Below are 22,175 nucleotides of genomic sequence, written 5' to 3'. Positions count from 1 at the left end.
CCTTAATTTTAGGATGAAATAACTAACCAAAACTGAAGATGAAGAATTACATGTATTTAGCATTCGTGCTATCTTTTTTCTGTCTAGAAATTAACGCCCAATCTTTTGATGAATCAAATTATGAAGCCTTAGATTATCGATTAGTCGGGCCATTTAGAGGTGGAAGATCTGCTGCTGTAACAGGTGTCCCAAACCAACCTAATTTATTCTATTTTGGTTCTACTGGTGGAGGCATCTGGAAAACTACCAATGGAGGTCGTCAATGGGAAAATATTTCTGATGGATTTTTCGGTGGAAGTATAGGCTCTATTGCAGTGTCTAAAAGTGACCCTAATGTGATTTATGTTGGTGGTGGTGAAAAAACAGTTAGAGGAAATGTGTCTTCTGGATATGGTATTTGGAAAAGTGAAGACGCTGGTAAAACATGGACTGCTTCAGGATTATCAAAATCTAGACATGTACCACGTATTGCAATTCACCCAACCAATCATAATATTGTATATGCTGGTGTTTTAGGTAATATTTATAAACCGACACAAGAACGTGGAGTTTATAAAAGTATTGATGGAGGAAAGTCATGGAAAAAGGTGTTGTTTTCTAATGAGCATGCTGGTGTAGTTGACTTAATTATTGACCCAACAAACCCAAGAATTTTATATGCGTCTACTTGGCGCGTACAACGTACACCTTACAGTTTAAGTTCTGGTGGAGAAGGTTCAGCTTTATGGAAAAGTACTGATAGTGGTGAAACTTGGATAGAAATATCTGAAAAGGATGGTTTCCCTGACGGTATTTTAGGGATTATTGGTGTTACGGTTTCGCCGGTAAATAATCAACGTGTGTGGGCAATAGTTGAAAATAAAGATAAAGGTGGTTTATACAGAAGTGAAGATGGTGGAGAAACTTGGAAGCAAGTCAATAGCGAACGTAAGTTGCGCCAACGTGCGTGGTATTATACTAGAGTTTATGCTGATACCGAAGATGTGAATACGGTTTATGTCCTTAATGTAAGATACCATAAAAGTACCAACGGAGGATCTTCATTTAGCACGTATAATGCACCACATGGTGATCATCACGATTTATGGATAGCACCAGAAAATCCGAAGCGAATGATTATTGGCGATGATGGTGGAGCACAAGTGACTTATGATGGTGGAGAAACCTGGAGCACCTACCATAATCAACCAACATCACAGTTTTATAGAGTGACGACTGATAATGCTTTTCCATATCGAATTTATGTAGCACAACAAGACAATTCAACCATTAGAATTCCACATAGAACAGACCGCTATTCAATTACTGAAGACGATTGGGAAAGTACAGCTGGTGGAGAATCAGCACATATAGCCATTGATCCAGACGATAATGATATTGTGTATGGAGGAAGTTATGACGGGTTTTTAACTAGAGTGAATCATAAGACAGGAACTGTTAGAGCCATAAATGTTTGGCCAGACAACCCAATGGGTCATGGCGCAGAAGGCATGAAATATCGCTTTCAATGGAATTTCCCTATCATTTTTTCAAAGCATAATCCAGATAGGTTATATACCTTTTCTCAACATGTACATGTTACTGAAAATGAAGGACAGTCTTGGGATATTATCAGTCCAGATTTAACACGTAATGATCCAGAAAAGTTGAAATCTTCTGGTGGACCAATAACACAAGACAATACATCGGTAGAGTATTATTGTACCATTTTCGCGGCCCAAGAATCTGCTTTGAAAGAAGGTTTGCTTTGGGTTGGTAGTGATGATGGACTAATTCATGTAACACAAGATGGAGGAAAGACTTGGGATAATGTTACGCCCAAAGGTATGCCAGAATGGATGATGATTAATAGTATTGAGCCAAGTGTTTTTGATGAAGGTACTTGCTATGTGGCTGGCACAAAGTATAAAACAGGAGATTTTGCACCGTATTTATACAAAACTACAGATTATGGCAAAACATGGAAAAAAATTACAAACGGTATTAATGAAGAGCATTTTACTAGAGTTCTGAGAGAAGACCCAAAACGAAAAGGGCTGTTATATGCTGGTACAGAAACAGGTATGTACATCTCATTTAATGATGGTAAAGATTGGAAACCATTTCAGTTAAATTTACCAATTGTACCAATTACAGACGTGACTATAAAAGACAATAATTTAATTGTAGCGACTCAAGGTCGTAGCCTTTGGATGATTGACGATTTAACAGTAATACATCAATTATTCGATGCAGATTTAAGTAAGGATGTGCTTTTTAAACCAAAAGATACTTATAGAATGCGTGGTGGTAGTTTTGAAGGAAGCAAAACGTCTGGCACCAATCATCCTAATGGTGTCATGACATATTTTAATTTGAAAGATTTTAAGGATGACGATAAGGTATCGTTAACTTATTTTGATGTGAAAGGTGATACCATTAAGACCTTTTCAACTGATGATAAAAAGAATAAACTTGAAGTAAAAAAAGGTGCCAATCAATTTGTGTGGAATATGACTTATGATGGCGCAGAACGACTTGAAGGTATGATTTTATGGTGGGCAAGTTTGCAAGGCCCGAGAGCCATTCCAGGTGAATATAAAGTGAGTTTAAATGTAAATGGAGAAACACAAACTCAAAATTTTACAATTTTGGCTGACCCAAGAGCAGAAAGCACTTTAGCAGACATGGAGGCACAATTTCAATTCATTAAAGATGTGAATGAAACCATGGATGAAGCTCATAAATCTATTAAGAAGATTAGAAAAATTAATAAGCAACTATCTGCTTTTCAAAAGCAATATAAAGATGACGAAAGTGTGAAAGAATTGGTTGAAAAAGCAAAAACACTGCAAGATCAACTTTCAGAAATTGAAAAAGCGCTATATCAAACCAAAAACAGAAGTGGTCAAGACCCTTTAAATTTCCCGATTAGGTTAACCAATAAATTAGGGCATTTAAATTCTCTTGTAAGCATGGGAGATTTTGCACCTACAGCACAAGACATCGCCGTTAAAAATGAATTAACTGCTAAGATAGAAAAGGAATTATCAGTGTTTAATACCATCTTAAATGATGAGGTGAAAGCGTTTAATACAGCGTTCAATTCAAACAAGTTGGATTATTTATTTATTGAGGAATAATGACCTATTCATATATAAAAGCGTTACACTTAATTTTTGTGATCACATGGTTTGCAGGTTTGTTTTATATACCAAGATTATTTGTGTATCAAATTGAAGCCTTTCATAAACCATCACCAGAAAAGGAAATATTAGGAAAGCAATTAAAACTTATGGCCAAGCGTTTATGGTTTATCATTACATGGCCATCAGCAGTTTTAGCAACCATATTTGCTATTTGGTTATTGATTTTGGTTCCGACATGGTTAGAAGAAGGATGGATGCATGTAAAACTAACTTTCGTGGTTTTATTATTCCTTTATCAATTTAAGACACATGTGTATTATAAACAGTTGCAACGCGATGAGATTAAAGTGTCTTCAAATTACATGAGAATGTGGAATGAAGGCGCAACTTTTATTTTGTTTGCTGTGGTGTTTTTAGTGATTTTAAAAAGTGCTCTCAATTGGATTTTTGGAGTTATTGGTATTATAGTATTAGGAATTCTTTTAATGCTAGGTTTCAGACTGTACAAGAATATAAGAGCTAAAAATCCAGAAGCATAACCTTAAAATTTCAACTTCTAAACACTTCAGATTGTAATTTAATTTTTGAAGTTTGAGTTTTGTGCGAAGCACTTTTGGTGCGATTATTGCTATATTTAAAGCATTATAAATCCTAAATGAAGCTAAAAAAACTATCCTTAAGGTCTAGAATATTCATTGCCATGATTCTTTTGGTACTGTTAGCTTCGGTTCTAATTGCCGCTGTTACCATATACCAGTATAATGAGGAAGCAAAGGATTATCATAGGGAGCGATTAGAACGTAAGGAAAAAGCCATCCGAAAGAGTATCAGCTCGACGATTCAGAAAACAACATATCCAGTAACTACAGAAAATATCCCACTTATTTTTAGAGAGGCCATTTTTGAAATAGATGCCATTCATAGTCTGCAGATTAACCTTTATGATCTTGAAGGTCAACTTTTAAAATCCTCTAAAAGAACCATACAAAGAGATACTACTGAGCAATGTCTAGATGCTGAAATATTAAACGCATTATCAAATACCGTTGAGCATCGTCATGTTATTAAAACAAATGAAAATGGACAAGTCTTCCAGTCGTCTTATTCATACATCACAGATGAAAAATTTAAAAACTTAGCTATTCTAAATTTACCTTATCTAGAAAACGATGATTTTTTAAATAAGGAATTGAATGAATTCTTATTGCGCTTAGGCTATGCCTATTTAGCAATGATTTTGGCGGCAATTGTATTTGCGTATTTTATTTCTAAATATATCACAAAGTCGCTAAAAACTATTAGTGATAAGATGAATGAAATACGACTTGAAAAACGAAACACGAAAATTCAAATCGAGTCAACAAGTGAAGAAATAGAAACTTTAGTAAATTCATACAATAGTATGATAGATGAGCTTGAAGCGAGTGCCGTAGAATTAGCTACTAGCGAGCGAGAGCAAGCATGGCGAGAAATGGCTAAGCAAGTTGCGCATGAAATCAAAAACCCATTGACACCAATGCGATTAAGTGTGCAGAGTTTTCAAAGAAAGTTTAATCCAGAAGATGACAATATTCATCAAAAAGTTGAAGAGTATAGCAACACTTTAATTCAACAAATAGATACCATGAGCTCTATAGCTTCTGCATTTTCTAATTTTGCAAAAATGCCAGCGCAAAAAAGTGAAGAGTTAAACGTAGTTTATATTGTAAGATTGGCTTTAGACATATTTAATGAGCATTATATCTCTTATGAAGCCTTGGAAGATGAAATCATTGCAAAGTTTGATAGAACACAACTGATTAGAGTGGTAACCAATTTGGTGAAAAATGGTATACAAGCCATGCCAAATGATAAAATTGATCCAAGAATAAAAGTCAAGGTGTTTTCTGAGAATGATTTAGTTAAAATTACAGTTGAAGATAATGGCGTTGGAATTTCAGATGATACAAAACCAAAAATCTTCGAACCAAAATTCACTACAAAGACTAGTGGTATGGGACTTGGATTGGCAATGGTAAAAAATATTGTGGAAACCTTTAATGGAAGTATTACCTTTACCTCAGAAGAATATAAAGGTACTACTTTTACAGTTACCTTTCCTAAAAAATAACTACTATTCCTGCAAAGGCAGGAATCTCACAACAAAACAACAAACTATATGTCTTACAACAACATCCTTTCAGAATTTGAAAATGGCATCACCACAATTACTATAAATAGACCAAAAAAGCTCAATGCTTTAAATAAAGAAACCATAAGTGAGCTACATGACGCTCTTGACGCTGCAAATAATGATGCAGATACAAAAGTAATTGTTCTAATTGGTAGTGGGGAAAAGGCATTTGTTGCTGGTGCAGATATTAGTGAGTTTGCCGATTTTAACGTTGAAGAAGGCGGAAAACTTGCAGCAAAAGGTCAAGAATTATTGTTCGATTTTGCTGAAAATCTCAGCACACCAATTATTGCTGCTGTCAATGGTTTTGCTCTTGGAGGTGGATTAGAATTAGCAATGTCTTGTCATTTTAGAGTGGCTTCTTCTAATGCCAAAATGGGATTACCAGAAACCTCGCTTGGGGTTATTCCAGGATACGGAGGTACGCAGCGTTTACCGCAACTTATTGGTAAAGGTAGAGCGATGGAAATGGTAATGACTGCTGGTATGATAGATGCTCAGCAAGCGTTACACTATGGTCTAGTAAATCATGTTGTAGAACAAACTGAGTTGTTACCACTTTGTTATAAGATAGCATCAAAAATAATACGCAATTCATCAGTGGCTATATCGCAAGCCATCAATGCAATAAATGCTAATTACAAAGATGGCATCAATGGCTATGATATAGAAATTGAAGCTTTCGGTAACTGTTTTGGAACCGAAGACTTTAAAGAGGGTACTACCGCATTCTTAGAAAAACGTAAGGCTGATTTTCCTGGAAAGTAGTGAAATTAGGTATTAGCAAGTCATTTCCATTTCAACATCTACATTGGATGTATCATAAGATCTTTCATCAATAAGTCTATGTAATGCGTAAAATGGACTTAGTACCAATAAAAGTAATAGTAGCATTGGACTAAAAATTAAGATAAGGGCATACTTAGTTTTCATAATTCTATTTTTTACAAATTTTAAAAATATTTAAACACCTGTAAACAAGTATATTAACAAAAATATATGCAATATTTACAAACGGATTTAAAATATTATTACGTTTACACAGGTAAACATCAAGATGTGTCACCAAACATATCTTGATGTTTTTTGTTTAGTTTTAAATAGGTTATTAAATTTCAAAGTTTTCTTTGTACACTCTTTCATCGGATGTAATAACAGCAGTGTAAGATCCTCTTTTTATGTTATCAAGTTGGTAAACTCTGTTTAAAACAGCATCTCCTTTAACAGTGTCTTCATAGATTAATTCATCTTCAAAATAAAGCTTAACCGACATTGCTTTAGTGCCAGTTGCTATTTTAGAGATGATTATTTTATTCTCTTCAGTTCTTACAACTGGTTTAAATAGTTTGATTTTACTTTCAGGCAGATGCTTAACCATTTGATTTTTAATCTCTATAGAGGTAAGTTCAATTTCATATCCTTTACTAATCTCAATTGAATAAATCCCATTTTTTAGATGAGAAAAATCATAGATCTTAGTAAGGTCATTACTAGTTTTTAATTCACCACTGTAAAGTACAGTGCCGTTATGGTCTGTAATTATGATATGGCTTCCTTTATTAATAAGTTTAGAATTTTTAGAAACACCACCATCAAATCTTGTGTTTGCTCCTGCGCTTAATGTTCCTAACATTAATGCAACTACTAAAATTTTGTTTACTGTTTTTTTCATTTTCAATACGTTTTATGAACAATTTATTCTTGTTTTAAGAAATGGTTGTTCTAATTCAACGGGACAAAATTATAATGAGAATATGAGCTGAAAAACATCAGTTTTGGCATATATATGTTCTAAATTAACATAATTAAAGATATTTTCTGAATAATTAGTTAAAATAGAATACAATTGAGGTAAATGACAATACAATAGTTAATAAGTATTTGAACTTTTCAATCGTATATCTTAAGCTTGCTGCTATAAAATGGTTAATAAAGAAAAAGGAATTAAAATAAGGGTAAAAATAAAATGGGCCGTAAGGCCCATTTTATAACTAAATAAATAACTAATATATAAACAACAAATTTATATTCTAATGTGTGTTTTTGCTCTATTGTTCTTTCTTATCCTTCTGCCAAGAGCAACATAAAATCAGTTTAAATAAACTTACAGAACAAAATTAACGCTTCTTATTCATGCATAGAACAAGAATATTGGCTTATTTATATGCTATATTAACCCTTTACAAATAATTAACATATAATAATGATAATTTAGTGTATATTAGAGATAATTGTAAATAGAATTCAATTTCTATTTAGAAGTATCTTTGCGTTGTTGCTATTTTTTATGAAAACAAGAAAACCTACTTTAGAGAAGATAAGTCCTGAATTTGGTAGTTCTTTACGGGTCATTAAAAACGAAGCTTACATTGGTGAGAACAAACCGTTTTGGCATTTCCATCCGGAGCTTGAGCTGGTTTATGTAAACAAAGGAAAAGGAAAACGTCATATAGGCAATCATTTATCTTATTTTAATAATAGTCAACTTTTATTAATTGGGTCTAATCTCCCGCATCATGGTTTTACAGATAGACTTACTGTTAACGGTTCCGAGACTATAGTACAATTTAGACCAGACTTTTTAGGTGAACAATTTTTTAGTGCTCCAGAAATGGAAACTATTAATAATTTATTTGATCGCGCCAAGAACGGATTGTTATTTGGAATTAAAACCAAGCAAAAGTTAGGGCAAAAGATTTCGAAACTTCCTGAAAAAAAAGGGTTTAAAAAGATTTTAGTGCTTTTAGAAATTCTACATAGTTTGTCTAAAACTGACGATTACACCATTTTAAATGCTGATGGTTACACCTTTGAAACGCAACCGCAAGACAGTGCCAAAATAGATAAGATTTTTGCACATATTAATGACAATTTTAAAGAGCATATAACTCTAGACGACATTGCTGATGAGGTTAGTATGACGGTGCCAGCGTTTTGTAGATACTTTAAAAAAGTAACAGGTAAAACATTTACTAAGTTGGTTAATGAATACCGTGTAGTACATGCTACTAAGCTCTTGTCAGAAAGCCAAATGAGTATTACTGACATCAGCTATGAATGTGGCTTTAATAACTTTTCGCATTTTAATAAGTTATTTAAAGAATTTACCGGTAAAAGTGCTTCAAAATATAGAAGTGAGTTGAAGTTAGTGGTGCAATAAGTATTTGTTATGAATGTTAGAAGCATAACAAAGTAATTACTTTTCACCGTTCCACTCAGCATAAAATTGATCGAGAAAGTCTTCCATATATTTATGTCTTGATGCAGCTATGCGCTTACCTGTTTTGGTATTCATTTGATCTTTAAGTAAGAGTAATTTCTCGTAGAAGTGATTAATAGTAGGCGCTTTAGCTAACTTATACTCTTCTTTTGTCATATTTAGGTTTGGCGCTATATCCGGATGATAAAGTGCTCTGTTTTTAAACCCACCATAATTAAAACATCTCGCGATACCAATGGCACCTATAGCATCTAATCGGTCTGCATCTTGAACAACTTCCATTTCCTTTGAAATAAAAGAAGTATTTAAGTCAAAAGAGTTTTTAAAAGACATGTGTTCAATAATATTTGTCACATGTTCTATAATGATACTATCTACATTTTGTTTGAGAAGAAATTCACTTGCTTTTCTTGGACCTATGGTTTCGTCACCATTGTGAAATTTAGAATCTGCAATATCATGTAGTAATGCTGCTAAAGAAACAACGGTTACGTCAACATCTTCACTTTTAGAAATAAGCTTAGCATTGTTATAAACTCTTTGTGTATGAAACCAATCGTGTCCACCTTCAGCATTGTGTAATTCTTGCTTTACAAATGCGATGGTAGTTTCTATCAGCTGGTTTTTGGTCATACTACTATACTACGCTTTACCTGAGCTTCAACAATTTTAACGAGTTCGTTTTTATCCTCATACTCATCAATAGGTATTGGTTTGTGAACTGAGTAAGTAATATTTGCACCTAAACCCATAGGAAATTTTCCATATCTTAATGTTTTCCAGGAATTATTGATGGTAACTGGAACAATCAACGCATTGGGCGCATGTTCAATCATGGATAATAAACCTCTTGTTTTAAATGGCTTAGGATTGCCATCTCTGCTTCTGGTACCTTCTGGAAAAATAACAGCTGCCCAATTATTTTTTGAGACGCGTTTTGCAAAATTTTCAATAGCTTTTATGGAGCCTAAAGCATCTTTTCTGTCAATTAATACTGAACCTCCATGCCTTAAATTATAAGATACACTAGGTATGCCTTTCCCAAGCTCTTTTTTACTTATAAACTTAACATGGTGCTTTCTCATATACCATATAAGAGGTGGAATATCATACATACTTTGATGATTGGAGACGATAATTAGAGGTGTTCCTTTCTCAATGTTGTGTGGGTTAGTAAAAGTAAACCTAGTGCCTAAAATATTAAGACAACGTAGTAAAAAAAACTGCAGGCAATCAACACTTACTTTGTGAGCTTTGTAACCGAAGATATTATTGCAAACCCATTGTATTGGATGAAATATAACCAAGGTTAGTCCAAAACAAATAAAATAGATTATAGTCAGTGGATAAGCTAATAGTTTCTGCATGTTGCAAATGTAAATCAATGGATAAAAAGCACAAAAAAACCACGAATTAATTCGTGGTTTTAATTTCTCTTTTTCATTAAGATTTTTAGCAATGCTCGTTGTAAGCATCCATAAGGTTTTCTGCTATTAATTCTGCAGGGCGACCCTCAATGTGATGACGCTCTAGCATATGAACCAATTCACCATCTTTAAATAATGCCATACTTGGCGAACTTGGTGGAAAAGGAATCATATATTCTCTTGCTTTATTTGTAGCGTCTTTATCTACACCTGCAAAAACAGTCACTAAATTATTAGGACGTTTAGCATTTTCTAAACTCATAGTAGCACCTGGTCTTGCATTTCTTGCTGCACAGCCACAAACAGAATTTACAACTACTAACGTTGTACCTTCTTTAGCAATCGCGCTGTCAACCGCTTCTACAGTATGTAGTTCTTCAAAACCTACTTTTGTTAAATCTTCGCGCATTGGCTTTACTAATTCCGCTGGATACATATTTAATATTTTTAATTATCAGTTTTACAAAGCACAAAGATATATAATGTGTAACAATTACCTTAAGTAATACACTAACTAATAGTATATTTATGCATTCATAAAATCTATAGTTAAAATATGAGTTTTGCAAAGTGGATTGGTGGAGCTATTGGCTGGTCTTTTGGAGGTCCAATAGGTGCTATTATAGGAATAGCCTTAGGCAGTTTTGTTGATAATATGTCAGGTGATGGCACTGCATTAATAGGTGATAGACCTTCAAGAAAAAAATCTAGAAGAGATCCTTACAGAGAGCGTCCAAGACAGACCAGAAGAGATCGAAGACCTAAAACCCAATCGGGTGATTTTGAGGTTAGCCTTCTTATTTTGGCCTCTATAATTATTAAGGCAGATGGCAAACAAGATAAACGCGAATTAGACTATGTTCGTCAACAGTTTCGTAACATGTATGGTGTAGATCGGGCAAATCATGCATTTGAATTGTTTAAACGCGTTAGTAAGCAGAATATCTCTATGCGCCAGGTTTGTATGCAAATAAAACAAATGATGGACCATGCGTCTCGTTTACAATTATTACACTTCTTATTTGGTATTGCAAAAGCCGATGGACATATTGCTGAGGTTGAATTGAAACAGATATACACCATGTCTGGATACTTAGGTATTAGTAGCAAGGATTTTGAGAGTATTAAATCTATGTTTTATGATGAAACTAATAATGCTTATAAAATCTTAGAAATAGATAAAAATGTTTCTGATGATGAAGTCAAACGTGCCTATCGAAAAATGGCTAAGAAATATCATCCAGATCGTTTAAGTCATTTAGGAGAAGAACATCAAGAAGGAGCAGAAGAGAAATTTAGACAAGTACAAGAAGCTTACGACCATATCCAAAAACAACGTGGATTTAAGTAAATACTAACTACAGTAGTAATTTTCAGTATAACACATAATTATTTTTAGACATATCTAAAAATAGAGTTATATTTGCAAAAAAAATTGAAAATGAGATTATCTATTATTGTTATTTTACTTGCGATTAATACAATATTTGCCCAAAATCAAAATATCAAAGGACGTATTCACTACGAAAATCAACCCATACCTTTTGCTTTATTAAAATTTAAACTAAAAACAGATGTGTATGAGTGTTACACTAATAAAGACGGTGAATTTACAATTAGTCTTCCATACGGTGATTATAATATTTCTGTAAAGTATCTAGGTCTTAAACCAAAAAGTGACAATGTAAGTATCACAGATGCTAATAAAACGAATATAGTTATAGAGTTAATTGAGGATCAACTTGGACTAGATGAGGTTGTGGTTAGTGCAACGCGAAATAGAGTTAACAAAAAAGAAGCACCTATTATAGTAAATACTCTTGGTGATAAGTTAATTTCAGCAACCCAGTCTTTAGCCATTTCAGAAACTTTGAACTATTCACCTGGTGTTAGAGTAGAAACTAATTGTCAAAATTGTGGCTTTACACAAGTTAGGTTAAATGGTTTAGACGGTAGTTATTCTCAGATTCTTGTAAATAGTCGTGCGGTTTTTAGTGCGCTTAATAGTGTTTATGGGTTAGAACAAATACCTACTCAGATCATTGAGCGTGTTGAAATTGTTCGTAGTGGTGGTTCAGCATTATTTGGGTCAAACGCCATTGCAGGTACGGTAAATATTATTACTAAAGATCCGGTTTTAAATACTTGGGAAGTTGGTAGTTATCTGGGTTTAGTTGATGGTGAAGCTGCAGATAGAGTGCTTAATTTTAATGCGTCTTTAGTGTCTGATGATTTAAATAGCGGAGCTACATTTTATGGATTACATAGAAATAGGGATGCATGGGATGCCAACGATGACGGTTTCACAGAACTTGTTAAACTTAGAAATACCACGTTTGGGACGAAGGCTTATTATAAACCAACAGATAGAAGTCGTATTACTTTAGATGCTACTGTTTTGAACGAATATCGTCGTGGTGGAGACCAATTAGAATTACCGCCACATCTCACAGACATTACTGAGGAATTGACACATAATACTATAATGGCTGGCGCAAGTTATGATTTTCATAATGCACAAAACACTGACTTCTTCTCCTTATATAGTTCTGTGCAATATACCAATAGAGATAGTTATTACGGCGGTTTAGGAGGTGGAAGGACTGCTCAAGATACATTGACCGCAATCAATGCCTACGGAATTACTAAAGACTTGGCGATAGCAAGTGGTTTTCAGTATACTAAAGAGTTTGAAAATGATATCTTAACTTCTGGTGTTGAATATAATATAAGTACCACAGACGATGTTATTTTAGGTTATAATAGAAGCGTAGATCAAGATGTCAGAGCTACAGGTTTGTATGCGCAATATGAATGGAAACCTAATCAAAAATTTTCTGCATTAATCGGGTCTCGATTAGATCATGTAAGTGTAGATGGAAATTATGTGGTTGGTGATATTGAAAGAAACTCAGATGTCTCACAAACTGCATTAAATCCGAGAGTTACCTTAGCCTACGAGTTTTCCAAAAATTTAAAGTTCCGTGGTGGCTATGCAAGAGGATTTAGAGCACCACAAGCATTTAATGAAGATTTGCATATTTCCTCTGTAGGTGGCGAACCACAGTTTGTGATTTTATCAGAAGATTTAGACGCTGAGTTTTCAAATGCATTTACAGGATCATTCAATTATACCAGAGAGATTAATACCATGCAGGTTAATTTATTAGTGGAAGGATTTTACACAAGCCTAGAAGATCCTTTTACACTAGTGAGCACAGGTGCGCAATTGCCAAATGGTTCTATAGTTGAAGAGGTTAGAAATGGTGAAGGTGCCGCAGTTTATGGGTCTAATATTGAATTTGGGTTTTCACCTTCGAAAAAATGGTTATTTCAGCTAGGTGCAACTGTGCAGCGCTCTGAGTATGATGAAGCCCAAGTGCTGTTCGAAGCTGATGGAAGTAATCCAGATGAACAAGACATTGTAGTATCTGAGTTTACGAGAAACCCCAATTTTTATGGCTATTTAAATACCAATTGGACACCAAGTGATGCCTTCAATATATCACTTACAGGTACCTATACGGGAAGTATGATTGTGCCAAGAGTAATTAGCGAGTCAGGCTTTTTAAGCTTAAATGAAAGTGATGCGTTTTTTGACGTTAATATTAATGCTGAAAAGCGATTTGAGGTATCTGATGATTTTCAATTAACTTTAAACGTTGGAGTAAAGAATATATTCAATAGTTTTCAGGATGATTTTGAAGTTGGTCCAACAAGAGATTCAGATTATGTCTATGGTCCAGCATTACCAAGAACATTTTTTATAGGACTTAAAATAGGAAAACGCAATTAATGAGACATCTGCTTGTAGTCATATTATCCGTTTTGCTTTTAAATGCTTTACCAAAGGAAGAAGTCCATTGGTTGACGTTTGAAGAGCTTGAAACTGCTTTGGCTAATGCGCCTAAAAAGGTCATTATTCATTTTTATGCGGATTGGTGTGTTTACTGTAAAAAAATGGAGCAATCCGCTTATTCTAAACCAGACATTATTGAAACATTAAATGCAGAGTATTACGCCGTAAAGTTCAATGTAGAATCTACAGATGAGATAGAGTTTGGTGGAAAACGCTTTATAAATGCTAACGTTGGGAAAAAACGAAATCCATACCATCAAATTCCTGAATATTTGGCTGGTAGAGAAAATGAAGAATTAGAATTACCAGCAACTGTATTTTTAGATGAGGATTTCAATATAGTAGAGCGTTATTATTGGTATTTATCACCAAAAGAAATGCGAGACATATTAAAAGAGAACTAAGATGTTCACCACATTAACAGAAGAGAATTATTTAAAGGCTATTTACCACATTAGTCAGTCTAGTGGTACTGATGTGAGCACTAATGCTATTGCTAAGCAAATTGATGCCAAGGCATCTTCTGTAACAGATATGCTAAAGAAATTAGCAGACAAGAACCTCATTACTTATATCAAGTATAAAGGTGTTAATCTTACTGAAAAAGGAAGACAAGCTGCTGTTTACATTATTAGAAAACACAGGCTTTGGGAAGTGTTTTTGGTTGATAAGTTAAATTTTTCATGGGATGAAGTTCATGATGTTGCCGAGCAATTAGAGCATATTAAATCTCAAAAGTTAATTAGCGAATTAGATGCGTTTTTAGATTTCCCTACACATGATCCACATGGTGATCCCATTCCTGATGAAAATGGCCAAATACAACGCACCAATAAAATTATGTTGTCTCAGGCTCAAATCGGTAATTCATACACATGTGTTGGGGTTATAGACTCTTCTTCAGAATTTTTAAAGTATTTAGACAAACATCAAATTGGTATAGGAACTCAGATACAAGTTGAAGCTATTGAAGAATTCGACCACTCAATGAGTTTAAAAATAAACACTAAAATAATGGTAATGTCCAAGGCAATTACCAATAATATCTACGTTAAATCAATCTAAGTTATGGAAAGTATCATTCAATATTTCGAATCCATTGACCCAATATTAGGTGCATTATATGCCTCTTTATTTACATGGATATTAACGGCTGCAGGTGCGTCTTTAGTCTTCTTTTTTAGAGGTATGAATAGAGCTGTTCTCGATGGCATGTTAGGGTTTACTGGCGGAGTCATGGTGGCAGCAAGTTTTTGGAGTTTATTAGCACCTGGTATAGAAATGAGTCCTGGCGAAGGCTTTGTAAAAGTGATTCCTGCAGCCGTAGGTTTTGCACTTGGAGCTTTATTTTTGTTTGGCTTAGATAAAGTACTCCCGCATTTGCACATTAACTTTAAAGATAGTGAGAAAGAAGGTATTAAAACACCTTGGCACAGAACAACCCTTTTGGTCTTAGCCATAACGTTGCACAATATCCCAGAAGGTTTGGCTGTTGGTGTGTTATTTGGTGGAGTAGCGGCAGGCATACCTGAAGCAACTATTGGTGGAGCAGTTGCTTTAGCCTTGGGTATTGCGATACAAAACTTCCCAGAAGGTTTGGCGGTTTCTATGCCAATGCGTAGACAAGGTGCAACCAAATTTAAGAGTTTTTGGTATGGGCAATTATCTGCTATAGTAGAACCGATAGCAGCGGTTATTGGTGCAGTTGCAGTTACCTTTTTTACACCAATATTACCTTATGCGTTGGCATTTGCGGCAGGCGCAATGATTTTTGTGGTTGTTGAAGAAGTAATTCCAGAAACCCAACGCGATAAGTATACCGATGTCGCAACCCTTGGGTTTATTGGTGGTTTTATTGTAATGATGACACTAGATGTGGCCTTAGGGTAATTTTTTCATCCCTAAGTAGGCAGAAATCTCAACACAAAATAAATAAGACTAATGAACGAAATAGCATTAATTTTTGGAGCCATATTCGGTGGCCTATCCATAATTCTTGGAGCTTTTGGGGCCCACAAATTAAAACAAGTGTTTACGCCTGAGTTATTACAAAGTTTTGAAATCGGAGTGAAGTACCAAATGTATCATGCTATTGTATTATTAGTTTTAGGCTTTAACCTTGATATAAATGCAAAATTTTACAATGCAATAATCTGGTGTTTTATAATTGGAGTAATACTTTTCTCTTTTAGTATTTATGGGTTATGTTTTAGTAGCTCAAAAGGAAAGAAACTTAAATTTTTAGGGCCAATTACACCAATTGGTGGGTTGTTTTTTGTTGCTGGATGGTTACTCTTTTTAATTAGCCTTATCAGTAAATAAAATTTATATTTATTTCGTTTATAAGCCCTGATATTATATGGGTCATTAGGTTATAGCACTTTTTTAGTCTTTCCCACCTTCTAAAATTGTATTTACTCCTTCAACAAGGATAGATTTATGATCCACAACATTTACGTTTAAAATTTCTACGAAATCTTTGTTTTGCTGACCAATTTCAACTTCTGTTTTGATAAAACTATAGTTTTCCTTATGATGTTTCTCTAACGTTAACACATAATTTTTGTCATTAATATTAGTAATTGCTTCATTTGATATTCCAAAAGCAATTCTAGGTTCCACAAGAATTTTGGCCTCAACGTACATACCTACCAAAAACTTAGTTTTCTCTGTATTAACATGTCCATGTACTTGAACTCTTCTTGTATTTTTATCTATCGTTGTACCTACTAAATGTACGATTGCATTATAAGTTTCATTTGAAGCTTCTGGAATTTTAAATTGTATTTGTTGTCCTTTTTTAATGCGCATAATATCCTTTTCAAAAGCTAATAACTCAATATGAATATGATCGGTATTAATAATCTCAAGAATAATATCATTCGGTTCAACAAAAGATCCATTACTAATTTTTAGTTGCGTAACATTACCATCAATTGGAGCATATAGGTGTATTGTGGAGGTTAATTTGCCTTGCTCTACAGTTAATGGATTAATATTCATCAATTGTAATTTTTTTCTTAATCCATTATAAGTGGCTAAACGACTTTTATAGTTGCTCTCTGCCTTAAGGTAATTTTTCTTAGAAGATATATTCTCGTTGTAAAGTGCCTGTTGTCTTTCAAACTCATTTTTCAAAAAGTTCAGCTGTTCTGAGATTTCCAAATAGTGCTGTTGCATTTCTATGAATTCAGGGTTTTTAAGACTTATCAAGTGCTGTCCTTTTTGCACCTTATCTCCAACCAGTAGGGGCGAATGAGAAACATAGCCTCCAACAAAAGAGGTTATTATAGCTTTATTCTTCGGCGGAACATCTATCATTCCATTAATTTCTATAGTTTTTGAAAACACATATTCTCTTAAGCTGTCTAGTTTCATCTTTTGGCTTTGGAATGTTGTTTTGCTAACAGTTATATTGGTATTTTCTATATTCTTATTACTGGTTGAACTTTTCTTTTCCTCATTACTTCCACACGCTAAAAAGTAAAGGAATATTAAGAGATATTTATATTTCATTTTAGTGAATATTTAATGTTAGATAGTTAATTTGTATTACAGTTTGGTTGTATGTATTTAAATCTTTTAAGTAGGATAACTCAATCTCAATGGCGGTTTCTAGGCTTTGTATATATTGAAAGAAGTCGATTTCACCTTCTTTGAATGTTCTGTTAGCAGTTTTAATGATTTCCATTTTTAATAGTTTACCTTCATTGTTATAATAACTAATGTTGTCCTTATATTGGGCTAAAGTTGCTAAGAGAGACTTTTGCTTTGCTTCTAATTTTAATTTATAGTCTGTTTGTTCTTCTTTAATAATATCTCTAGCTATTTTTGACACTTTTATTTTTGAACTGTTGCCAGAAAAAAGTAGAGGTATTTTTAACCCTATTTGGTAACCTCTTAAATTATCATTCAGTTGATTATTTGTCCCTTGAAAATATTCAAAACTAATGTCTGGTAGTAATAGGTTTTGTTTTTCTAGTTGATACAATTTATTTTGATAATTTTTTGCTTCTTCGTAAAATTGGATCCCAATATTGTTTTGGGTTGTAACTGATTTCAGTATAAGAGGCTTTAGTTGTTCATCTATGATTTTAATACTATCTACTTGCACAATTCCTATGAGCTGCTCCCTTATGTACTTAACTTCATTAAGCGCTGACTTATATAAAGTTTTAATTTGTTTCTGTTTAGATTTTGCAGTAATCATCTCTAAATAATTGGTTTCACCAAGTTCAAAACGACGTTTAGACTTACTTGCAAAGTCGTCATAAAGACTATCTATATATTTATAAGTTTTTGCTTTATTTTTAGCATAAATTAACTGGTAATACTTAGAATAAACGTCTTGTTTCATTTTAAGTATTAAGACATCATGAGTTATTTGCTCTAAATTTGCTTTGCTTGCGTAAGCATTCTTTTCTTTAAAATAGATAGTAGGAAATTTAAAATCTTGAGAAATACCAAAAACACCAATTGGTTTATTATTGATGGCAAGGTTATTCTCGTCATAGCCGTAGTAGATTGAAGTTTTATCGAAGCTAAAAGCACTATTAATTAAGGTTTTACTCTTTTCTATTTTAAGTAGAGATGCCTTAACGTCCGAATTGTTTTCTATAGCTAAATTATAAGTTTGTTCAACAGTAAGTTGTGATTGTGCTGTAGTACTTGTAATAAATAGAATTGTTGCAACACTTGCTATAAAAGTTTTATTGATATTTACTTTACGCTTAGTTTCAAACCAAGCATACAATACTGGAATAACTACCATGGTTAAGATTGTGGCAGAAATTAAACCTCCAATAACGACTGTCGCTAGAGGTCTTTGAACTTCAGCACCGGCACTTGTAGAAATTGCCATTGGTAAAAACCCAAAAGCTGCTGCCAAAGCCGTTAGTAAAACAGGTCTTAAGCGTTCTGACGTACCTTTAATAATGAGATCTTCAATACTTTTAAAATCTTTAGTTTTTAAATCTTTAAGATGTTCTATTAGTACAATACCATTGAGCACTGCAATTCCAAATAGAGCAATAAAACCAACGCCTGCAGAAATACTAAAGGGTAAATCTCTAAGCCATAAAAATAAAACACCTCCTACTGCAGATAATGGAATTGCTGTAAATACAATAAGTGCTTCTTTAACACAACCAAGTGCGAAGTAGAGAAGTATAAAAATTAGGATTAGTGCAATTGGAACAGCAAACAGTAATCGGCCTTTCGCTGTTTGAAGATTTTCAAATTGACCTCCATAAGAAACGGTATATCCAACAGGTAGATTTAACTGTTTATCTAGTATAGATTGAATATCGTTAACAACAGATTGTAAATCCCTGTTACGAACATTGACGCCAACTACTATTCTACGTTTAGTATCATCTCTAGAAATTTTTGCGGGACCTTCGGTATATTTAATTTGTGCTAATTCGCTTAAAGGAATTTTGCCACCATTAGGCGTATCTACATATAAGTTTTTTAAACTAGAAAGGTCTTTTCTGTTGTTTTTATCTAAGCGTAGTACTAAATCAAAACGTTTTTCACCTTCGAAAATTTGACCAACAGATTCGCCAGCAAACCCCATAGAAATGATTCTATTTACATCTGAAATGTTTAAGCCATAACGGGCAATTTTTTTTCTGTCATAAGTAACATTCATTTGAGGTAGTCCTTCAACTTTTTCTATTGAGATATCTGAGGCGCCTTCTACGCTCTTAATAAGGTTCTTAATTTCATCTGCCTTTTCAGAAAGAATATTAAGATTTTCACCAAAAACTTTTATTGCAACATCCGCTCTAACACCTGTAATCAGTTCATTAAAGCGCATCTCAATGGGCTGAGTAAATTCAATTTCTATCTCAGGAAAAACACTAAGAGCCTCTTTAATCTTATCTGCTAGTTCGTCTTTACTTTTAGCATTAACCCATTGACGCTTTGGCTTTAATTTTATAATAATATCACTTTCTTCCATGGACATCGGATCCGTAGGAACTTCTGCTGCACCAATGCGACTTACCACTTGTTCAACTTCAGAAAAGTTATCTAAAAGTAAAGTTTCAATTTTTGTGGTGATTTCTATTGTTTTTCCTAAAGCAGTTCCAGTTTTTAAGACGGGTTGTATTACAAAATCACCTTCATCTAAGGTAGGTACAAACTCGCCACCCATTCTACTGAATATAACAACACTTAAACTTAATAGACAGATGGAAGAAATTATAACTGCTTTTTTATGCTGTAATGCCGAGATTATAATTGGTCTATACCAAGCATTAATACGATTTGTCAGTTGAAGTGAAAAATTATTTTTTTGAGGCTCTTGAGGTCTCAGAAATAAGGATGATACAACAGGTACATAGGTTAGGCAAAGCAGCATTGCGCCAATGAGTGCAAAACTAAATGTTAACGCCATAGGCTTAAACATTTTTCCTTCTATACCGCTTAATGACAATATTGGTATGAAAACAATAAGGATTATTAGTTGTCCAAAAATGGCAGAATTCATCATCTTAGAAGCACTTTTTAAGGTGATTTTATCAATATGAGATTGATACTTTTGTTTATTACTAGTACTAAGTTTATTACTTTGAGTTATAACTTTAAAGGCTATGTATTCAACAATAATTACTGCGCCATCTATAATTATTCCAAAATCAATAGCACCAAGACTCATAAGGTTGGCATCTACACCAAAAATATTCATAAGTGAAATGGCAAATAATAAACTAAGAGGAATGACTGAGGCAACAACAAGACCAGAACGAATATTCCCAAGAAGCAATACCACCACAAAAGTGACGATTAGTGAGCCTAAAATTAAGTTTTCAGTTATGGTATAAGTGGTTTTATCAATCAACTCACTACGTTCTAAAAACCCATTAATATAGACACCTTTAGGAAGACTTTTTTGTATTGATAACACGCGTTCTTTCACGGCTTCAATAACGGCTTTTGAGTTACCATTTTTTAGCATCATTATTTGTCCTAGTACCTTTTCCCCTTCACCATTACCTGTAATAGCACCAAAACGTGTTGCACTACCATAGCCTACATGTGCTACATCTTTTACATATATTGGAGTTTGTTCATTTTTTACAACGATGTACTTTATATCATCTAGACTTGTTATAAGGCCTTGGCCACGAATAAAATAGGCTTCATCAGTTTTTTCTATATAACCACCGCCAGCAACGCTGTTATTTTTTTCTAAAGCATTGTATATTTCCTTTATCGAAATATGCATTGCGTTAAGTTTTTTTGGGTTTAAAGCCACCTCGTATTGCTTTAAGTATCCGCCCCAAGTATTTACTTCAACCACACCTGGAATACCGGATAATTGACGTTTCACAATCCAATCTTGGATGGTGCGTAAGTCGGTTATGGAGTATTGATCTTTATATTCTGTTTCTACATCTAGGATGTATTGATAAATCTCACCTAATCCTGTAGAAATAGGTCCCATTTCGGGTGTCCCAAAACCTTTTGGGATTTTCTCAGATGCAGATTTTATTTTTTCTGCAATAAGTTGTCTAGGGAGATAAGTACCCATGTCATCTTCAAAAACAATAGTAACTACAGAAAGCCCGAATTTCGAAACAGATCTAATCTCTTTAACACCCGGTAAATTTGCCATTTCTAACTCAATTGGGTAAGTAATGAACTCTTCAATATCTTGAGTAGATAAGTTTCTAGAAGTAGTGATAACCTGTGCCTGGTTGTTTGTGATATCAGGCACAGCACCAATGGAAATTTTGGTAAGTGAAAAAATTCCATAACCAAGAATAAAAAGTGTAATTAAGAATACGGTGAGCTTGTTTTTTAAGCTAAATTTAATAATATGTTCTAGCATAATTCATATTGATAAAATGAAAAATCCCTGTTTTAAATCAGTTAGTACAGGATGTATTTTAAAAAAGAATTATGCTTGTTTAGGTGGTTGTAAGTCTCTTTTATGACTTAAAGAAGTGTATAAGTTAAGGTAGAAAAAATTACTTTCGAAGCTTGTTTTAAAGTCTATATCTAGATGAAAGTTATGAGTTTTAATTTGTAAAAAAACGAAAGTTACAGCGCTATAACCATGGCATTGAAAAGGTAATTTTTCGTGCTCATTTTTCTCATTATCATTATCATGTGTATGTTCTAGTTTCAATTCGCCGTAGTGTTTAGAAAGGAATACCAAGAAATTATCCCCATATTCTTGTTTATGGAAATTTGCATGTTCAATGAGTTCATCAATCTGTAAAAAGTCCTTAACACTAATTTGAAGACTTTGAGCAAGAATAATGCTTGATAATATTATGGATATAATTTTACTCACTTGTACAAAGGTAGCAAAATCTTTATGAGAAAAGTTGACACTTGTCAGTAAAGTGCATGT

At 33.5% G+C, this 22,175-nt stretch carries 19 protein-coding genes; 11 read left to right on the top strand and 8 right to left on the bottom strand.

The window, feature by feature from the left end; translation table 11 throughout:
* Positions 1-38 precede the first annotated feature (38 nt).
* The 4 genes from HRU50_RS05935 to HRU50_RS05920 all read left to right on the top strand — a co-directional run bounded on the left by HRU50_RS05935 (position 39) and on the right by HRU50_RS05920 (position 6,069).
* Positions 39-3,122, top strand: coding sequence for a glycosyl hydrolase (locus tag HRU50_RS05935; protein WP_296349184.1), 3,084 nt, complete (start codon positions 39-41; stop codon positions 3,120-3,122).
* Positions 3,122-3,667 carry a CopD family protein gene (locus HRU50_RS05930; RefSeq protein WP_296349182.1) on the top strand — a complete coding sequence of 182 codons (546 nt, stop codon included), beginning with the start codon at positions 3,122-3,124 and terminating at the stop codon, positions 3,665-3,667. The genes HRU50_RS05935 and HRU50_RS05930 overlap by 1 nt, the downstream gene beginning before the upstream one ends.
* Before the next feature lie 116 nt (positions 3,668-3,783).
* Positions 3,784-5,238 carry an ATP-binding protein gene (locus HRU50_RS05925; protein WP_296349180.1) on the top strand — a complete coding sequence of 485 codons (1,455 nt, stop codon included), beginning with the start codon at positions 3,784-3,786 and terminating at the stop codon, positions 5,236-5,238.
* A gap of 48 nt (positions 5,239-5,286) precedes the next feature.
* Entirely contained in the window at positions 5,287-6,069 is a 783-nt protein-coding gene (locus HRU50_RS05920) for an enoyl-CoA hydratase-related protein (RefSeq protein ID WP_296349178.1), read from the top strand.
* 12 nt (positions 6,070-6,081) lie between these two features.
* Here the strand turns inward: HRU50_RS05920 and HRU50_RS05915 are convergent, their stop codons facing one another.
* Together HRU50_RS05915 and HRU50_RS05910 are read right to left on the bottom strand one after the other, a co-directional pair.
* Positions 6,082-6,234: a hypothetical protein gene (locus tag HRU50_RS05915; protein WP_296349177.1), complete on the bottom strand. Its 153-nt coding sequence runs from the start codon at positions 6,232-6,234 to the stop codon at positions 6,082-6,084.
* A 175-nt stretch (positions 6,235-6,409) separates the two neighbouring features.
* Complete coding sequence (locus HRU50_RS05910; protein ID WP_296349174.1) at positions 6,410-6,973, bottom strand: hypothetical protein; 564 nt, start codon at positions 6,971-6,973, stop codon at positions 6,410-6,412.
* A 615-nt stretch (positions 6,974-7,588) separates the two neighbouring features.
* Between HRU50_RS05910 and HRU50_RS05905 the strand changes: the two genes are divergently transcribed.
* Positions 7,589-8,461, top strand: a complete 873-nt coding sequence (locus HRU50_RS05905; protein WP_296349172.1) for an AraC family transcriptional regulator — start codon at positions 7,589-7,591, stop codon at positions 8,459-8,461.
* Positions 8,462-8,497: 36 nt separating this feature from the next.
* On the opposite strand, the gene HRU50_RS05900 is transcribed toward HRU50_RS05905, so the two are convergent.
* The 3 genes from HRU50_RS05900 to HRU50_RS05890 all read right to left on the bottom strand — a co-directional run bounded on the left by HRU50_RS05900 (position 8,498) and on the right by HRU50_RS05890 (position 10,384).
* Positions 8,498-9,154, bottom strand: coding sequence for an HD domain-containing protein (locus tag HRU50_RS05900; RefSeq protein WP_296349170.1), 657 nt, complete (start codon positions 9,152-9,154; stop codon positions 8,498-8,500).
* Positions 9,151-9,888: a 1-acyl-sn-glycerol-3-phosphate acyltransferase gene (locus HRU50_RS05895; protein WP_296349169.1), complete on the bottom strand. Its 738-nt coding sequence runs from the start codon at positions 9,886-9,888 to the stop codon at positions 9,151-9,153. Before HRU50_RS05895 ends, HRU50_RS05900 begins: the two co-directional genes overlap by 4 nt.
* Before the next feature lie 85 nt (positions 9,889-9,973).
* Positions 9,974-10,384 (bottom strand): BrxA/BrxB family bacilliredoxin, encoded by a 411-nt coding sequence (locus HRU50_RS05890; protein WP_296349166.1) that lies wholly within the window; start codon positions 10,382-10,384, stop codon positions 9,974-9,976.
* Positions 10,385-10,504: 120 nt separating this feature from the next.
* Here HRU50_RS05890 and HRU50_RS05885 point away from each other — a divergent pair, with 120 nt between their 5' ends.
* The 6 genes from HRU50_RS05885 (at position 10,505) to HRU50_RS05860 (ending at position 16,129) form a co-directional block, all read left to right on the top strand.
* Complete coding sequence (locus HRU50_RS05885) at positions 10,505-11,299, top strand: TerB family tellurite resistance protein (protein WP_296349164.1); 795 nt, start codon at positions 10,505-10,507, stop codon at positions 11,297-11,299.
* A gap of 90 nt (positions 11,300-11,389) precedes the next feature.
* Complete coding sequence (locus tag HRU50_RS05880) at positions 11,390-13,744, top strand: TonB-dependent receptor (RefSeq protein ID WP_296349161.1); 2,355 nt, start codon at positions 11,390-11,392, stop codon at positions 13,742-13,744.
* On the top strand, positions 13,744-14,211 hold the full coding sequence (locus HRU50_RS05875; RefSeq protein WP_296349159.1) for a thioredoxin fold domain-containing protein: 468 nt from the start codon (positions 13,744-13,746) through the stop codon (positions 14,209-14,211). Before HRU50_RS05880 ends, HRU50_RS05875 begins: the two co-directional genes overlap by 1 nt.
* Position 14,212: 1 nt before the next feature.
* Positions 14,213-14,872 carry a metal-dependent transcriptional regulator gene (locus HRU50_RS05870; protein WP_296349157.1) on the top strand — a complete coding sequence of 220 codons (660 nt, stop codon included), beginning with the start codon at positions 14,213-14,215 and terminating at the stop codon, positions 14,870-14,872.
* A gap of 3 nt (positions 14,873-14,875) precedes the next feature.
* Entirely contained in the window at positions 14,876-15,697 is an 822-nt protein-coding gene (locus HRU50_RS05865) for a ZIP family metal transporter (protein WP_296349156.1), read from the top strand.
* A 51-nt stretch (positions 15,698-15,748) separates the two neighbouring features.
* The gene (locus HRU50_RS05860) at positions 15,749-16,129 is read left to right on the top strand and encodes a DUF423 domain-containing protein (protein ID WP_296349153.1); all 381 of its coding nucleotides are present in this window, start codon (positions 15,749-15,751) and stop codon (positions 16,127-16,129) included.
* A 63-nt stretch (positions 16,130-16,192) separates the two neighbouring features.
* On the opposite strand, the gene HRU50_RS05855 is transcribed toward HRU50_RS05860, so the two are convergent.
* The 3 genes from HRU50_RS05855 to HRU50_RS05845 form a co-directional block, all read right to left on the bottom strand.
* Complete coding sequence (locus tag HRU50_RS05855) at positions 16,193-17,323, bottom strand: efflux RND transporter periplasmic adaptor subunit (RefSeq protein WP_296349151.1); 1,131 nt, start codon at positions 17,321-17,323, stop codon at positions 16,193-16,195.
* Position 17,324: 1 nt separating this feature from the next.
* Positions 17,325-21,647: a CusA/CzcA family heavy metal efflux RND transporter gene (locus HRU50_RS05850; protein WP_296349149.1), complete on the bottom strand. Its 4,323-nt coding sequence runs from the start codon at positions 21,645-21,647 to the stop codon at positions 17,325-17,327.
* Positions 21,648-21,716: 69 nt separating this feature from the next.
* Positions 21,717-22,115: a hypothetical protein gene (locus HRU50_RS05845; protein ID WP_296349147.1), complete on the bottom strand. Its 399-nt coding sequence runs from the start codon at positions 22,113-22,115 to the stop codon at positions 21,717-21,719.
* Positions 22,116-22,175 lie beyond the last annotated feature (60 nt).

This window comes from Winogradskyella sp. (assembly GCF_013213835.1).
Lineage (GTDB): Bacteria > Bacteroidota > Bacteroidia > Flavobacteriales > Flavobacteriaceae > Winogradskyella.
Note: the sequence above shows the minus strand (reverse complement) of the source record. Positions and strands in the feature narration are given on the sequence as shown.

Coding starts and splice junctions, on each gene's coding strand:
- HRU50_RS05935 (WP_296349184.1), top strand. CDS start 39: ATGAAGAATTACATGTATTTAGCATTCGTGCTATCTTTTTTCTGTCTA.
- HRU50_RS05930 (WP_296349182.1), top strand. CDS start 3,122: ATGACCTATTCATATATAAAAGCGTTACACTTAATTTTTGTGATCACA.
- HRU50_RS05925 (WP_296349180.1), top strand. CDS start 3,784: ATGAAGCTAAAAAAACTATCCTTAAGGTCTAGAATATTCATTGCCATG.
- HRU50_RS05920 (WP_296349178.1), top strand. CDS start 5,287: ATGTCTTACAACAACATCCTTTCAGAATTTGAAAATGGCATCACCACA.
- HRU50_RS05915 (WP_296349177.1), bottom strand. CDS start 6,234: ATGAAAACTAAGTATGCCCTTATCTTAATTTTTAGTCCAATGCTACTA.
- HRU50_RS05910 (WP_296349174.1), bottom strand. CDS start 6,973: ATGAAAAAAACAGTAAACAAAATTTTAGTAGTTGCATTAATGTTAGGA.
- HRU50_RS05905 (WP_296349172.1), top strand. CDS start 7,589: ATGAAAACAAGAAAACCTACTTTAGAGAAGATAAGTCCTGAATTTGGT.
- HRU50_RS05900 (WP_296349170.1), bottom strand. CDS start 9,154: ATGACCAAAAACCAGCTGATAGAAACTACCATCGCATTTGTAAAGCAA.
- HRU50_RS05895 (WP_296349169.1), bottom strand. CDS start 9,888: ATGCAGAAACTATTAGCTTATCCACTGACTATAATCTATTTTATTTGT.
- HRU50_RS05890 (WP_296349166.1), bottom strand. CDS start 10,384: ATGTATCCAGCGGAATTAGTAAAGCCAATGCGCGAAGATTTAACAAAA.
- HRU50_RS05885 (WP_296349164.1), top strand. CDS start 10,505: ATGAGTTTTGCAAAGTGGATTGGTGGAGCTATTGGCTGGTCTTTTGGA.
- HRU50_RS05880 (WP_296349161.1), top strand. CDS start 11,390: ATGAGATTATCTATTATTGTTATTTTACTTGCGATTAATACAATATTT.
- HRU50_RS05875 (WP_296349159.1), top strand. CDS start 13,744: ATGAGACATCTGCTTGTAGTCATATTATCCGTTTTGCTTTTAAATGCT.
- HRU50_RS05870 (WP_296349157.1), top strand. CDS start 14,213: ATGTTCACCACATTAACAGAAGAGAATTATTTAAAGGCTATTTACCAC.
- HRU50_RS05865 (WP_296349156.1), top strand. CDS start 14,876: ATGGAAAGTATCATTCAATATTTCGAATCCATTGACCCAATATTAGGT.
- HRU50_RS05860 (WP_296349153.1), top strand. CDS start 15,749: ATGAACGAAATAGCATTAATTTTTGGAGCCATATTCGGTGGCCTATCC.
- HRU50_RS05855 (WP_296349151.1), bottom strand. CDS start 17,323: ATGAAATATAAATATCTCTTAATATTCCTTTACTTTTTAGCGTGTGGA.
- HRU50_RS05850 (WP_296349149.1), bottom strand. CDS start 21,647: ATGCTAGAACATATTATTAAATTTAGCTTAAAAAACAAGCTCACCGTA.